The sequence below is a fragment of the Pseudonocardia hydrocarbonoxydans genome, from assembly GCF_006539565.1.
GTDB lineage: Bacteria > Actinomycetota > Actinomycetes > Mycobacteriales > Pseudonocardiaceae > Pseudonocardia > Pseudonocardia hydrocarbonoxydans.
Genome location: NZ_BJNG01000052.1, coordinates 1 through 14,101 on the forward strand (window position 1 = coordinate 1; position 14,101 = coordinate 14,101).

Annotated in this window: 16 protein-coding genes and 1 tRNA gene; 12 read left to right on the top strand and 5 right to left on the bottom strand. The window is 73.3% G+C overall.

Annotated features, from left to right (window positions below; translation table 11 throughout):
• Nucleotides 1-676: 676 nt before the first annotated feature.
• Complete coding sequence (locus PHY01_RS24450; RefSeq protein ID WP_141282356.1) at nt 677-1,447, bottom strand: GGDEF domain-containing protein; 771 nt, start codon at nt 1,445-1,447, stop codon at nt 677-679.
• A 167-nt stretch (nt 1,448-1,614) separates the two neighbouring features.
• Between PHY01_RS24450 and PHY01_RS24455 the strand changes: the two genes are divergently transcribed.
• Nucleotides 1,615-2,253 carry a dihydrofolate reductase family protein gene (locus PHY01_RS24455; protein ID WP_141282358.1) on the top strand — a complete coding sequence of 213 codons (639 nt, stop codon included), beginning with the start codon at nt 1,615-1,617 and terminating at the stop codon, nt 2,251-2,253.
• Here the strand turns inward: PHY01_RS24455 and dusB are convergent.
• Nucleotides 2,250-3,407 carry a tRNA dihydrouridine synthase DusB gene (gene dusB, locus PHY01_RS24460; RefSeq protein ID WP_141282360.1) on the bottom strand — a complete coding sequence of 386 codons (1,158 nt, stop codon included), beginning with the start codon at nt 3,405-3,407 and terminating at the stop codon, nt 2,250-2,252. The genes PHY01_RS24455 and dusB overlap by 4 nt on opposite strands.
• An 11-nt stretch (nt 3,408-3,418) precedes the next feature.
• Complete coding sequence (locus tag PHY01_RS24465) at nt 3,419-3,997, bottom strand: superoxide dismutase family protein (RefSeq protein WP_141282362.1); 579 nt, start codon at nt 3,995-3,997, stop codon at nt 3,419-3,421.
• An 83-nt stretch (nt 3,998-4,080) separates the two neighbouring features.
• Between PHY01_RS24465 and PHY01_RS24470 the strand changes: the two genes are divergently transcribed.
• From PHY01_RS24470 to PHY01_RS24480, 3 genes are all read left to right on the top strand, one after another.
• Nucleotides 4,081-4,833, top strand: coding sequence for a maleylpyruvate isomerase family mycothiol-dependent enzyme (locus PHY01_RS24470; RefSeq protein WP_170183963.1), 753 nt, complete (start codon nt 4,081-4,083; stop codon nt 4,831-4,833).
• Between the two features lie 28 nt (nt 4,834-4,861).
• Nucleotides 4,862-4,934: transfer RNA gene (locus tag PHY01_RS24475), tRNA-Lys, on the top strand.
• A gap of 86 nt (nt 4,935-5,020) precedes the next feature.
• Nucleotides 5,021-6,349 (top strand): tyrosine-type recombinase/integrase, encoded by a 1,329-nt coding sequence (locus PHY01_RS24480; protein WP_170183964.1) that lies wholly within the window; start codon nt 5,021-5,023, stop codon nt 6,347-6,349.
• Nucleotides 6,350-6,352: 3 nt separating this feature from the next.
• On the opposite strand, the gene PHY01_RS24485 is transcribed toward PHY01_RS24480, so the two are convergent.
• Together PHY01_RS24485 and PHY01_RS24490 are read right to left on the bottom strand one after the other, a co-directional pair.
• Nucleotides 6,353-7,063 carry a creatininase family protein gene (locus PHY01_RS24485; RefSeq protein ID WP_141282368.1) on the bottom strand — a complete coding sequence of 237 codons (711 nt, stop codon included), beginning with the start codon at nt 7,061-7,063 and terminating at the stop codon, nt 6,353-6,355.
• An 18-nt stretch (nt 7,064-7,081) separates the two neighbouring features.
• Nucleotides 7,082-8,152: an NsdA family TPR-like regulatory protein gene (locus PHY01_RS24490; protein WP_141282370.1), complete on the bottom strand. Its 1,071-nt coding sequence runs from the start codon at nt 8,150-8,152 to the stop codon at nt 7,082-7,084.
• 319 nt (nt 8,153-8,471) lie between these two features.
• Here PHY01_RS24490 and PHY01_RS24495 point away from each other — a divergent pair, with 319 nt between their 5' ends.
• Genes PHY01_RS24495 through PHY01_RS24530 form a run of 8 tightly spaced genes read left to right on the top strand, consistent with a single transcriptional unit; the run spans nt 8,472 to nt 13,903 of the window.
• Nucleotides 8,472-8,810, top strand: a complete 339-nt coding sequence (locus PHY01_RS24495; RefSeq protein WP_141282372.1) for a helix-turn-helix domain-containing protein — start codon at nt 8,472-8,474, stop codon at nt 8,808-8,810.
• Complete coding sequence (locus PHY01_RS24500) at nt 8,810-9,067, top strand: hypothetical protein (protein ID WP_141282374.1); 258 nt, start codon at nt 8,810-8,812, stop codon at nt 9,065-9,067. Before PHY01_RS24495 ends, PHY01_RS24500 begins: the two co-directional genes overlap by 1 nt.
• Nucleotides 9,064-9,645, top strand: coding sequence for a WhiB family transcriptional regulator (locus PHY01_RS28300; RefSeq protein ID WP_141282376.1), 582 nt, complete (start codon nt 9,064-9,066; stop codon nt 9,643-9,645). Before PHY01_RS24500 ends, PHY01_RS28300 begins: the two co-directional genes overlap by 4 nt.
• Entirely contained in the window at nt 9,642-10,082 is a 441-nt protein-coding gene (locus PHY01_RS24510) for a hypothetical protein (RefSeq protein WP_141282378.1), read from the top strand. Before PHY01_RS28300 ends, PHY01_RS24510 begins: the two co-directional genes overlap by 4 nt.
• Entirely contained in the window at nt 10,079-12,124 is a 2,046-nt protein-coding gene (locus PHY01_RS24515; RefSeq protein WP_141282380.1) for a type IV secretory system conjugative DNA transfer family protein, read from the top strand. Before PHY01_RS24510 ends, PHY01_RS24515 begins: the two co-directional genes overlap by 4 nt.
• Nucleotides 12,121-12,405: a hypothetical protein gene (locus PHY01_RS24520; RefSeq protein ID WP_141282382.1), complete on the top strand. Its 285-nt coding sequence runs from the start codon at nt 12,121-12,123 to the stop codon at nt 12,403-12,405. The genes PHY01_RS24515 and PHY01_RS24520 overlap by 4 nt, the downstream gene beginning before the upstream one ends.
• Entirely contained in the window at nt 12,402-13,067 is a 666-nt protein-coding gene (locus PHY01_RS24525) for a hypothetical protein (RefSeq protein ID WP_141282384.1), read from the top strand. Before PHY01_RS24520 ends, PHY01_RS24525 begins: the two co-directional genes overlap by 4 nt.
• Entirely contained in the window at nt 13,064-13,903 is an 840-nt protein-coding gene (locus PHY01_RS24530) for a hypothetical protein (RefSeq protein ID WP_141282386.1), read from the top strand. The genes PHY01_RS24525 and PHY01_RS24530 overlap by 4 nt, the downstream gene beginning before the upstream one ends.
• The last annotated feature ends 198 nt before the right edge of the window (nt 13,904-14,101 follow it).

Below are 14,101 nucleotides of genomic sequence, written 5' to 3' on the forward strand. Positions count from 1 at the left end.
CGGGGGCCGCCGGGCCGGCGTCCGCGGGGCCGCGGGTGGCGGGTGGTGCCGGATCCGCGGGGGTGGGGCCGGTGGACGGGCCGGCCGCGGGGGTCGCCCCGCGGGGGCGCGCGCCGGGGATCGCGCCGCGCGGCGGGGCGCCGACGGGTGGGGCGCCGGCCCGGACCCAGGGGGGTGCGGCAGGGGGGCGCGACCCGGGCGGGGCCGGGGGAGCGGGGGGCGGCGGGGGTCCGCCGCCGGGACGGCCGCCGCCGACCGGCGGGGGCGGGGGCCGGCGCCCGTCGCGGGGCGGCAGGGGGGCGGGTGGGCGACCCGCGGGCGGGGGCCCGCCCGCCCGGAGGTCCGCCGGCGTGGGCCTGAACCGGTGCGGTCCGGTGCGGTGCGGCGGGGGACCGGGCGGGGTCGGGGTCGGGGGCGGCGTGCCGGGCTCGGGTCCGGGGCCCCCGGCCCGCTCCGCGCGACCCTCCGCCGCCCGGCGGCGGGCGGCCCGGCCACCGGGGACGGGGTCGCCGTCGAGCAGGCCGTGCCGGGCGAGCACGTCGTCGGGTCGGTGAGCACGGTCGTGACCGTCCTCCATCGCACCTCCCGAGCCCCGCGCCGCCGCGGCCCCGTCGAGCGTACGGAGCTACGCCGGTTTGATCACAGGCGGGTCACGTCCGGCCTGCTCCGGGGCGGGTCAGCCGGTCGTCCGCTCCGGCTGCGGGATGACGCGGCGCCGTCCGGCGGGCCCGGCGAGGCGGACGAGACCGGTGCGCAGGTCCCGGAAGGCGACGGCGTTGCGGCCGGAGTTCTTGGCCGCGTAGAGCAGCACGTCCGCGGCACCGACGACCTGCTCGACCTCGGGCGGCTGGTCGTCGGAGTGGGCGACGCCGGCACTGACGGTCACCCGCAGGCCGGGGTCGAGCTCGGCCCAGGGGTGCCGGTCGATGCGGTCGCGGGCGGCCTCGCAGACCCGGACCGCGGCCTCCAGGTCGTGGTCGGGCAGGACGAGCGCGAACTCCTCGCCGCCGTAGCGGGCGCAGAAGCCGCCGTCGGGCAGGCCGGCGTCGAGCAGGGTGACCAGCCGCTGGAGCACGCGGTCACCGAACTGGTGGCCGAAGGTGTCGTTGATCTGCTTGAAGTGGTCGGCGTCGACGATCGCGACGGACAGCCCGAGCGCGCCGCTGCGGACGGGGGCGTCGAGCAGGGCGAGCAGCCGCTCGTCGAGGTAGCGGCGGTTGTAGCTGTCGGTGAGGCTGTCGCGGCGGCTCAGCTCACGGGCCTCGGCGTGCTCGCGGCGCAGGCGGTCGAGCTCGTCGGTCGGCGCCGGCCGCCCGCCGAGCGCGCGCATGGCGGCGCGCAGGTGCTCGTACGCCTCCTCCCAGCGGCCCTCCGCGGCGAGTTCCTCCGCCGCGGCCGTGTGCCGGGCGACCGCCCGGGGTGGCGTTCCCGTCGTGCTTCCCACCATGCTCACCTCACATCTCGTACCCACCGGGTCGACGGGGTGGCGGGTCCGCTTGAGCCCGGCTACCCGTTCGCGCGACCCGGCCACCCGACCGAGGGCGTGCAGGCGCCGAGCGGTGATCGTCCGCGTGGTGACCGATGAGTCCGGGCCGCACCGGACGTCATGGGGGTATGGAGCTGACCGTGCACACCTTCCTCACCCTCGACGGCGTCCTGCAGGGCCCCGGCGGCGCCGACGAGGACCCCTCCGGGGGGTTCACCCGCGGCGGTTGGGTCGTCCCCTTCATCGACGAGGGCTTCGGCCGGATCGTCGACGGCTGGTTCGACCGGGCCGACGAGATCCTGTTCGGCCGCACCACCTACGAGATGATGGCGGCGTTCTGGCCGCAGGTGACCGACCCGGCCGACCACGTGGCGCAGGTGCTCAACGGACGGCCCAAGCACGTCGTCTCCTCGACGCTGCGCGACCCGGCGTGGGCGGGCACGAGCGTCGTCACCGGCGACGTCCTCGCCGCCGTCGCGGCGCTCAAGGACCGGCCGGGCGGGGAGCTGCAGGTGCACGGCAGCGGCCGGCTGGCGCGCACGCTGCACGACGCCGGCCTGGTGGACACCTACCGCCTCATGGTGTTCCCGGTCGTGCTCGGCGGCGGGAAGCGGCTGTTCGGCGAGGGGGCGACGGCATCGGGGTTCACCCTCGTCGACAGCGAGGTCACCGCCGCGGGCGTGTGCCACCAGGTGCTGCGGCCGACACCGCTGGGCTCCGGTGAGGTCGTGCTGGAGGACGGCCGCGAGGTGATGCGGGTCGACTAGCCGCCCGAGTTCTCCATCTCGGCGCCCAGCGGCACGGTGACGTCGTCGGGGTCGTCGAGCCAGTGCTCGGGCAGCACGACCCGGCCGGGGGAGCCCTGGCGGCCCCGCGGGCCGTCGGCCTCCGGGGGGAAGCGCTGGTCGAGGTCGAGACCGGCGACGAGCTCGTCGAGCTCGTCGACGCTGTCGATCAGGCCGAGCCTGCGCCGCACCTCCGGGCCCACCGGGAACCCCTTGAGATACCAGGCGACGTGCTTGCGCATGTCCCGGATTCCCTTGCGCGGGTCGGCGTCGGTGCGCATGTGCTCCTCGAGCAGCTCCGCGTGCCGGTGCATGGTGGCCGCGACCTGGCGCAGCGTCGGCGGCTCGGGCAGCGGGCGCCCGGCGAACGCGGCCTCCAGGTCGGCGAACAGCCACGGGCGGCCCAGGCAGCCGCGGCCCACGACGACGCCGTCGCAGCCGGTGCGGTCGACCATCGCCAGCGCGTCGGCCGCGCTGAAGATGTCGCCGTTGCCCAGCACGGGGACCTCGGCCGGCACGGCGTCGCGCAGCCGGGCGATGGCCGACCAGTCGGCCGTCCCCGAGTAGCGCTGCGCCGCGGTGCGGGCGTGCAGGGCCACGGCGGCCGCGCCCACCCCGACGGCGCGCTGCGCGGCGTCGAGGAAAGTGTGGCGGCCGTCGTCGATGCCGATGCGCATCTTCACCGTCACCGGGATCGACCCGGCGTTGTCGACGGCGGCCTTGACGATCGACTCGAACAGCCGCCGCTTGTACGGCAGTGCGGCGCCGCCGCCCTTGCGCGTCACCTTCGGGACGGGGCAGCCGAAGTTCATGTCGACGTGGTCGGCGAGCCCCTCCTCGGCCACGATCCGCACGGCGCGGCCCATCGCCACCGGGTCGACGCCGTAGAGCTGCATCGACCGCGGCTGCTCGTCGTCGGAGAACGCGATCATCCGGCGGGTCAGCGGGTTCTTCTCCACCAGCCCGCGCGAGGTGATCATCTCGCAGACGTAGAACCCGGCGCCCTGCTCGCGGCACAGCCGCCGGAAGCCGGCATTGGTGATGCCGGCCATCGGCGCGAGCACGACGGGGGTCTCGGAGACGTAGGGCCCGATCTGCAGCGGGCGGTAGCGGGTCGGGGCACTCACGCGCCCCATTGTCCCAGTGCTCAGAACTCCACGGAGATGCAGGCCGCGCGGGCCCCCGCGGTGCCCGCCTCACCGGGGCCGGTGGCCGTCGGCATGGCGTGGATGATCACCGACTGCGCACGACGGTCGCGGTCGAACGCCCACGGCACGGTGGCCGTGGCGGTGCCCGCGCCGGCGGCGTCGGTGGTGATGTCGAGCCAGATCTCGTTGCCCGGGTTGGCGAACGCCGGGTCGACGCTGGGCTGCACCGGGTCGACCTCGTGCTGGAAGTGCGGGCCCGCCACATCGCCGGTGGGGCCGCACGGCTGGGTGTGCACGTGGGCGCCGTAGGGCCGCTCCGGCGCCAGGCCGCGGACGGCGAGGGTGACGGTCGTACCGGCGTCGCCGGTCTGCGCGCTGACGGCGCCGCGCGCGCCGACCGGGACGAGCTCGGGGTCGTAGGTGAGCGCGGTGCCGCCGTCCGTGCCGAACGTGGTGCTGACCTGCACGTCACGGTCGGGCGTGGCGGAGGGGACGGTGACGGGGGTGATGGAACCGGCGCAGCCCGTCAGCGCGAACACGCCGATCAGGCCCAGGCCGACGAGTCGGTGAGGATGCATGCGCCCAGGATGATCGGTGACGCATGGTAGTACGTACCCACCCTCCGTCACACCCACACGAGGGACCCGGCCGGAAGGACGACATGGACGCGATCACGACGGCGCTGCGCGAGCAGCACGAGGAGCTCGACGCGCTGCTCGCCGGGCTCGACGACGCCGGCTGGGCCCGCCCCGTCCCCGACTGCCCGGGATGGTCGGTCGCCGACGTCGTGCTGCACCTCGCCCAGACCGACGAGCTCGTCGTCTCCGCGGCCGACGGGGGGTTCGCCGCGGCGGCGGAGCGGGTGGTCCCGGGGGCGGTCGGGGAGACGGTCGACGACACCGTGGGCCGCATGGTCGCCCACCAGCGCGGCGCGCCCGGCCCCGCGGTGCACGCGCGGTGGCGGGCGGCGGCGTCGACGCTGCGGGAGGTGCTCGCCGCGTCGGACCCCCGTCGCCCGATGCCGTGGGTCGTCACCGACCTCCCGGCGCGCACGATGGCCACCACCCGGCTGTCGGAGTGCTGGATCCACACCCACGACGTCGCCGTCGCGCTCGGGGTGGCGCTGGTCCCGGGTGACCGGCTGCGGCACGTCGCCCGCCTCGCCGTCCGCACCGTGCCGTACGCCTTCGCCCGGGCCGGCCTGCCCGCCCCCGGCCCCGTCGCCGCTCGGCTGACCGCCCCCGACGGCTCGACCTGGCACCTGGGCGACGACGACGCGCCCACCGTGGTCACCGGCTCGGCCGCGGACTTCTGCCTGGTCGCCGCCCGGCGCCTCGATCCCGCCGCCGCCGAGGTGCGGGCCACCGGTCCCGGTGCGGACGACGTCCTGCGTCTCGTCCGCACGTACGCGTGAGGGCCTGGCGTCGTAGGGTTGGGATGCGGGGCCTCTAGCTCAATCGGCAGAGCAGCGGACTTTTAATCCGCGGGTTCGGGGTTCGATCCCCCGGGGGCCCACCCCAACTGAACTGCAGTTATGTGGCTCAGCCTGCATCATCCTTGATCGCCTGTCAATGACACTGTCATTGGGTACGATGCTGGGCGTGGCTCGGACCAGCACGAAGACCCGTCGCCCGCGCGGACACATCCGCCGCCGGGGCGGGTCCTTCCAGGTGCTCGTCTACGCCGGCGTCGACCCGCTGACCGGCAAGGACCACTACCTGACCGAGTCCACGCGCGACGAGCGCGAGGCGCAGAAGATCCTCACGAGGCTGCTCGGGCAGGTCGACGAGCAGCGCAACCCGCGGACGAAGGCGACGCTCGGCGCGGCGCTGGATGCGTGGCTTCGGACGCACGAGGCCGAGGAGACCACGCTCGACGGCTACCGCGGCTACGTCCGAAGGACCATCGAGCCGGCTCTCGGCACCGTCTCGCTCGCGAAGATCACGCCGCAGCTGCTGGAGGAGTTCTACGCCGACCTGCGCCGCTGCCGGCACCGCTGCCGCGACGGCTCACCCTCGGTCGACCACCGGACGACGGTCGAGCACGACTGCCACACGGTCCGCCACAAGCGCCGCCCCGGCCGACCGGGCCGCGCCCCGCACGACTGCGCGACGGCTGGCTGCGTGGTCGTCGCGTGCCCGCCGCACCGCTGCACGCCGATGGCCGCGTCCTCGATCCGGCAGGTGCACTGGATCCTCAGCGCCGCCCTGGCCGCCGCGGTCCGGTGGGAGTGGATCCGCTCGAATCCGGCGGACAACGCGAAGAAGCCCAAGCAGCGCGCCCCGCAGCCGGAGCCGCCGAGTCCGGCCGAGGCGGCACGGATCGTCGCGGCGGCGTGGGAGCAGGACGCGGAGTGGGGCGCGCTGGTCTGGCTGGTCATGGTCACCGGGATGCGGCGGGCCGAGGTGGTCGCGCTGCGCTGGTCAGATGTCGACCTGGACGAGGGGATGCTCGCGATCCGCCGGAACTACGTCCGGTCGGCCAGTCGCGGGATCGAGAAGGACACCAAGACGCACCAGATGCGGCGGATCTCCCTCGACGCCGAGACCGTCACCATGCTCGCCGAGCACTGGGCCCGATGCGACGAGCAGCTGCTCGCGATCGACGTGCAGCCCACCGAGCAGACGTTCCTGTTCTCCTACCAGCCGGCGCGCGACGCACCGGCCGACCCGAGCGCGGTCACCCACCGGTACGGCCGGATGTGCACGTCGCTCGGGATCGACAGCCACCTGCACGCCCTGCGTCACTACTCCGCGACCGAACTCCTCACCGCGGGCGTGGACCTTCGTACGGTGGCCGGCCGGCTGGGACACGGCGGCGGTGGCGCCACGACCTTGCGTGTCTACGCGGCGTGGGTCGGCGAGTCCGACCGCCGGGCGTCCGAGATCCTCGGCAGCCGGATGAAACGCCCCGGGCCCGCTGCGCCGTAGTCGCTATCCGTCGGCGAGGAGGACCGTCAAGTGCTCGCTGAACAGGGTGGAGAATGCGTCGAGCAGCTTCGTGCCCTTCTCTGCTGTGGCCAGTGACGGACGACCGATGATTCCTGATTCAGTGTAGCCGGACATTCCGACCGTCAGTATGAATCGACGATCGTCGGCCTCGTTGTCCTCGTCTCGGTAGTTCGGACGAACAACCTCAGGGGATTCGGCTAGGAGAATGGATGTCTCGGCCTCGCCACCGTGCATGTCCTGATGATTGTCGGAGACCATTCCGGCGGCTTGGCGCGCATCGCGCCAATCTTCACTGCGGGGGAACAATGCCATCCGCCGGTCCTCGACGTTGGCCTCCTGGACGACGTTCGACAGCACGTAGTTGCCGCCGTGCCCGTTCACCACGACGAGCTTCTGCACCCCGGCCGTTCGCAAGGAGCCGGCGACGTCGGTGACGACCGCCGCGAGGGTAGCGGAGGAGATGCTGACCGAGCCGGCGAAGCCGGCGTGCTCGTGCGAGCAACCGAGAGAGACCGGGGGCAGGAGGAGGAGGTTGTAGTCCGCCGCGACGCGTCGCGCGATGGCGCAGGCGATCAGCGTGTCGGTGCTCAGCGGGAGATGACTGCCGTGTTGTTCGAAGCTGCCGACCGGGAGAACGGCCACCGTCGCGGCCCGTTCCGCCTCATCGCGTGACGTCGAGGTGGAGATGAACACCGGCCAGGCCTTCCCTGCTCAGGCGACCTCCGACAACGCTTCGGTCAGCTCGCGGACGCTCGTGCTCCGGCCCAAGGGGCGGAGCCGGGTCGTGATGACGCGGAGCATGTGCAGTGCACGGCCCGACGGGGCAGACCGTACGCCGTCGATGGCGGTCATCGCGGTCCGGCAGGCCTCGTCGAACTCCCGCAGATCGACGAGTGCCACTGCCCGTCGGGCCAGGCAGAGCGTGCGGTCGCGGACGTGCCCGTCCGGCCAGGCCGCGAGCGCCTCGCGGCACGCCTGTTCTGCGGCGGCCGGCTGCCGGAGGACGAGGAGGCACAGCGCGGCCTCCATCTGCACGTAGGACTTCGTGCAGTACGACGAATGCGCGTCAGCCGTGTTGACGGAGGCGGTGGTGAGATCGACGGCCCGCTCGATCGCGGACCGCGCGCCGTGCTCGTCACGCATTCGGGCCGACGTCAACGCGGACTGGCGAAGGCACACGGGCACGAGATGCGGGAACCGCTCGGTCGCGTCGGTCAACGCCCGCTGAGCGGTGGACGCGGCCAGCGGCAGATCGGCGGCCATGGTCAGCACGTTCGCCTTGCGCATCCGGTTGTAGGTGGTCAGTTCCCCGTCGCCGGCCATCTCCGCGAAATCCACTGCGCGGCAGGTCAGACGCAGAGCCTCCGCGTCGTTGCCCACGTCCTGTTGCAACCACCCGGTGAACTCGGCGTACCGGGACGCCAGGCGCCCGACGTCGGTGGCTCCGCCGGCCGCCAGCTGCTCGACCTGGCCGAGCTGCGCGAGGGCTGTGGCCAGCACGAAGTTCGGCCCCGCGATGTTGTCGAAACGGGTGTGCTCGGTGAGCTGCCGCTCGAAGTAGCTCAGCACCGCCTCCGTCGGAGCCGTCCGGTGTGCCGTGTGTGCGACGAGCGCCGTGATGTCGGCCCGTGCTCCGTCGCCGTCCTCGGAGAAGCCGAGCGCGGCCGCGTCGAGCTCGAAGACCTCCTGCAGCAGCAGCCGGTTGACGGCCTCGGGATGCGCACGGCCGTTCTCCCAGCGCGAGATCAGTACCCGCAGGCTCGCGTCCGACGCCACGTCCACGCCGAGGCGTCGGGCGGCGCGCGTCAGCTCGGATCGTAGGTCGGCAGATGACCACCCGCGCGAAAGGCGGGCCTCTCGAAGAAGTCTCGACATGATCCCTCCCGCCCGAAGAAGAAGTGGCGGCTCCTCAATGATCGCACATTATCGGGGCAGTCGAAAGGCGTAACGCGTGCGGCGTTACCTCCCGTTACCCCTCGTCTCGTTTCGCATCGCTGACATCTGAGGTTTCGTTGTCGGTGCTGGCTGAACGCCTGCACGGAGGCTCCTCGGGCCACCGTTAACAAATGCACACGATCACGTGCAGTGAACGGAGCGAGACATGACCGATCAGGTTCCGAAGCCCGCGCAATGGCGAGAGTCGCTGCGCACGCAGGCGCTCGCGAGCGCCTTGAGCAAGCGCGCCGCCGGGGTGCCGACGTACTCGGTGCCCGAGGCCGCCGCCCTGCTGAGCATCTCCCAGGAGTACCTCTACCGGCTGATCCAGGCCGACGGCTTCCCGGCCGTTCGGATGCGCGCCGGTCGTGCGCAGGGCCGGTACGTCGTGCCGGCCAAGGCCGTCGAGCGGTTGCTCAACGAGGCGGCCGACGCCGTCGGATGTGTGGAGTCCGCCGACGTCGCGGCGCAGTGGCGGTCCCGCGCGCCCGGAGGTGTGGCGTGATGACCGACGTCGGGCTGCTCATCTTCTTCGCAGTGCTCGGTGCGGTGATCTGTGCGAAGGCGCGAGTCCCGGCGGGCGCGGTGGTGTTCTCGCTGATCGCGCTGGTGTTGTTCGTCGGTACCCCGATGGGTGCGGGCCTGCCGGGTGCGGTGTCGACGTTCATGTCGACGGTGGGTGAGGCCTCGCAGCCGTTCACCAACGGCAACCCCGGCCCGGCCACGGCCAGCACTGATGGCGGGCCGGGAGCGGTCGGGTGAGCGCCGCGGCGGGAACGCGGTCCACGCGGCGCGAGCCGGGGGACTCCCATGTCGAGCCGTCGCAGTGGCGGCATCGGGCGGCGTGTCGGTCGGTGGACCCGGAGATCTTCTTCCCGACCGCGGTGCAGGGGTCGGAGTTCGAGCGGCAGGTCGGGATCGCCAAGGCGGTCTGCGCCGGTTGCCCGGTGCGCGACGCCTGCCTGTCCTGGGCCATGACCGGGCTGACGGACGGGGTCGCGGGCGGGATGACCGAGCACGAGCGCCGCACCGAACTGCGCCGGCGCCAGCCCCGCCGGACGGGCCGGCTCCAGCGGCCACGCACCCCGAAACGCCCGCCGGGCGGATCGCAGGCGGAAGTCGCCGCGGCTGGGCGGGCGGCGCTGGCGGCCGGGATGCCGGCGCGGGAGGTGGCGGGGGAGTTCCTGGTCTCGCTGCGCACCGCGGAGCGCTGGGCCCAGGCGGTCCGCGCCCGCACGAGAACGGACGAGGGGAGCGCCGGCGGCAACCGGGCTCCCCTCGGGATCTCCCACAGCAACGCCCTGGCAGGCACACGAGCGGAAGGACTGAAGACTAGATGAGAACCCCCGACAACCCCCAGACCCACAGCGACTCCGACTACCGCCCGCTGGCGGTGCGGTCCGCCGACGCGGGGGCGCAGGCGTGGCGCCAGACGGCACACGCCCAGCGAACCAGTACACCGGATCACGTCGACTTCTACGCCATCGCCGCGGAACTGGTCGACACGCTGCGTTCCCTCGACTTCCTCGCCGGGCTGTTGGCGGGGCAGGTCGCGGCCTACCCCGGGACGGTCGTGGTCACGGGTGGCGAAATCTTCGACGACCAGGGCGCGGTTCCCGAGCATCGGCTGCGGTCGGCGGTGTTGGCGCTGGCCGAGACCCGGCAGGGCCTCGTCGCCGCGGAGCGTGCGGCGAACCGGTACTGGTCGGCGATCTCCCACATCGGCGTCGGATACGACGCTGCCGCGGCCACGGGTGGCACGGAGGTGGCGCCGTGAACGTGTTCCTCCTCCTGGTCGTCCTGCTCGTGGTCGCCGCGGTCCTGCGGCGCCGCGGCTCGAACGGCTATGCCGCGGTCGCGGTTCTGCTGGCCGCGTTCCCGGCGCTGACGTTGGCGCAGCGGGTCCCGTGGTGGGGCTGGGCGATCGCCTTGGTGGCCGTGGGCCTCATCGGGTGGCAGTGGGCCGCCCGGTCCGCGGTGGTGGTCACCCGCTGGTCCGCCCGCACCCGGCGCAAGTCCGGGGTGGCCTCGACCACCGACCTCCTGCGCCACGCCTCCCCGCGGGCGATCCGCAAGCGGGCCGCCACAGTGAAGCCGTCTCTGGCGGCCGCCGGACGGTGGGCGCGATGGCGGGTCCCACCGATCGACATCGGTATCGAGCTCTGCCGGGTCGGAGCCATGAGCGTGTGGTGTCTGATCGAGGACGTCGTCATGATCTTCGGCGGCCCCCGCACGGGGAAGACGGGGTGGATCGCCGGGCGGATCCTCGACGCCGCGGGTGCCGTCCTCGTCACCTCCACCCGCACCGACCTGCTCGAGCTCTGCGGCCCGCTGCGGGCGGCGAAGGGCCCGGTGTCCGTGTTCAACCCGGTCGGTCTGGCCGGGCACCCGTCGACGATCACGTTCGACCCGCTCACCGGGTGCCAGGACCCGGTGACGGCAGGAGAGCGGGCGTCCGACCTGGTCGCCGCGGTGACGCGGGCGGGCGGTGGCGGCGAGCGGGAGTTCTGGAACAGCCAGGCCCGCCGCCTGCTCACCACCCTGCTGCACGCCGCTGCCCTCGGGGACGGCACCACGATCGAGGACGTCGGGCGCTGGCTGGGCACCGAATCGGATATGCAGCGCGAGGTACCGCCGTTGCTGCGGCGTTCGCCGGTGAAGGCGTTCGAGCAGGACCTCGGCCAGTTCCTGGGGACGAACCCGAACACCCGCACGAGCATCTCCTCGACGGTGGCGCCGGCGTTGAACTGGCTCAATCACCCAGCCGCAGTCGAGGCCTCGGCCCGAGGCGTGGGGTTCGACGTCGCCGAGCTGCTCCGGTCGCGGGCGACTGTGTTCCTGCTGGGTGGGGAGGAGACCCAGACCGCCCCGCTGGTCTGCGCGTTGACGGGGCACATCGCCCGGGAGGCCCGCCGGCTAGCCGCCCTGAGTCCGAAGGGCCGTCTCGACCCGCACCTCACCCTCGCTCTCGACGAGGCCGCGCTGATCTCGCCTGTGCCGTTGGAGTCGTGGACGGCGGACATGGGCGGTCGCGGGGTCACCATCATCGCCGCGTTCCAGTCCCGCGCCCAGCTCCTCGCCCGCTGGGGTGAGCACGCGACGGCGACGATCCTGAACAACACCGCCGCCGTCATGGTGTTCGGCGGCACTCGCGACCGAGACGACCTGGACTTCTGGTCGACGCTCGCCGGGGAGCGCGACGAGCCGACACTGACCACGGACATGCACGGTCGCGTGGCCTCCAAGACGACCCGCCGGGTCCCGGTCCTGCCGCCCGCACAGCTCGCGAACCTCCCGGCCGGGCGGGTCCTGTTGGTGCGGCGTGGGATCCCCCCGGTGATCGGGCGGGTCGTGATGGCGTGGCACCGCCGCGACGTCCGCGACCAGGTGTTCCATCGGGACCACCCGGTCGCCGCGGCACGGATCGGTGGGGTCCGTACCCGACTGCTGCGCCCGGCCCGGGTCGTCGGTGCGGTGCTGCGCCGGTGGGCGGCCACGATCTCGGCCGGTACGAGATCCACCGTGCGCCACTCGACGTCGGCGGTCCGGACCCGGGCGGCGCGGGGATGGCGCTGGCTGACCAGCGCGCCCGGCGGGAACGAGGTCGACGTCGAGCCACCGACCGTCGAGCACCAGCTCCCGATCGGCCATCAGAGCGGCGCGGATCCGACGCCCGGCCCGGGCGCCGAGGTGATCCCGTTCCCGACGACCCCGTCGGGCGAGCTTCGTCCGATCCAGGGGGCCGACCGCAAGCACGACAGCGAGTCCGGCAACGGCCTCGACGACGAGCACGACGATCCGTGGGGAGATGTCCGATGACCGATCGCGACCACCGGGCCGGCGATCACACAGCCGAGGGGCGCTGCACGTCAGGGGTGGCACCGCAAGATGCGCAGCAATTGCGACCTTGGACCGCGCAGGGCGCCACGATCGACACCGCCCACCTCCGGATCTGCGTCGGCGAGGACCGCGAGGAGGACGAGCGACGCGAGCAGCTCGCCCGCTGGCACACCGACGACGCCCGCGATGTCGACGCGCGGTGCGACGGGGACGATGGTCCGGAGTGGATCGTGTGTGACGACGGGCCGGGTCTGCCGTGACCGCCCCTCGTCACGAGCCCGAGTTCGCCCGCGCTGACGCGCTCGCCGCGGTCGTGCGGGAGATCGACGGCCTGCGCCGCACCGTCGACCCGCTCCGGGACATCGGTGGCCGCCTCGACGACCTGGGACAGCTGGTCGGGCAACTCTCCGACGCCGTCAACGCCGTCTCCGCTCGCCCGGGCCCGACCCCGGCCCCGTCGTGGCTTCTCCTTCCCACTGATCCGGCGGTGGCGGATCGGGTGCTGGGGGAGGTTTGCGGGTGGCTGCACGCGGTGTTCCTGCGCTACCCGGACGGCGCCACGGCGCTGCCGGAGTGCTGGCTCTACCACCCCGACGTCGTCGAGGAACTGCTCTGGTTGATGCACGCCTGGTGTGCTGCCTACCAGGGCAAGGCGGCATCGGTGCAGCTCGCCGGGGACTGGCACGACCGGCAACGACCCGGCGTCGTCCGTCGCATCCGCGGGAACGCGGGCTCGTGCTCGATCGAGCGCCACCAGACCCGCGACGACTGGGACCAGCGCCCCACCGGCGCCGTCCCCGTCCCCGGCATCGGTGCCGCCGCGGCGATCGCCGGGTGGTGGGCGAGGCACCGCGACGACCCCGCACCCGAACCCGCGAGGCGCGAGGGCGCGCCGCTCACGAACGGAATCGCGCACCGATGAACCTCACCAACGCCGAGCCGGGTCGGCGGGCCGCCCGGGTCGCGATTTGGCTCCCGGGACTCGCCGTCGCAGTCGGTGCCGCGGTCGCGACCGCGCACGGCCTCTACGAGGTCGCCCACGCAGCCCGCGTCCCCGCCGCCATCGCCTGGATCTACCCGTTGATCACGGACGGTCTGGCCCTGGTCGCCTACACCGCCACCGCCCGCCTCACCGGGAGCGCCGCCCGCTACGCGTGGTCCGTCGTCGTCCTTGCCGCCGGCCTGTCGGGTCTCGCCCAGGCGGTGTTCCTCGCCTCAGGATCCGCGGTCGACGCGTCACCGGCGCTGCGGTTCGGCGTCGGGGCGTGGCCTGCAGTCGCGGCGGCGATCGTCGCGCACCTGCTCTACCTCCTCGCTACAGACGACCACGTCGCGCCACACGTCGGCCGTGGTGTTCAACCGGAACCGTTCAACCCGGAGCCCGTTCACCCCGGGCCACCCGCTGTTCAACCGAGCCCCGCCGATGACCGGCCCGCAACCGTTCAACGTCCACCCGAGGTCGCCGCCCCGGCGGGTCGCTCCGCGCTCGCTCCGGCACCGGCTGAACAGCCCGCGGTCGCTCCGGCCCGTGACCGAGCACGAGCCGCTGCGGAGCGGCACGCCCGCCGCCACGGTGCCCTTCCGACGGTCACCGAACTGGAATCCGCCGCCGAGGTGTCCCGGGGAACCGCCTCCGCCGTCCTGAAGCTCCTCCGAGCCCAGCCGGCCCCGCTGCACCTGATCAGCCGCAGCGCCGATCAGCCCGACCCGAACGAGCACGACGACGACCCGATCATCGAGAAGGCCACCCAGCCATGACCGACCCGAGCAGCACCACGAGCCCCGAGACCGAGCACTACTCCAGTCAGACGAACGAGAGCCGAGAACGAGACCCAAGGACCACAAGATCCCATGCAGCACACCTTGGCATCGTGATCATTTGGCCCGGACCGGCCTCCGGCCGGCCCCAACCGACGCTCCGCGCGGTTGCTCCTTGTCTGCAACCGTTCACGATCG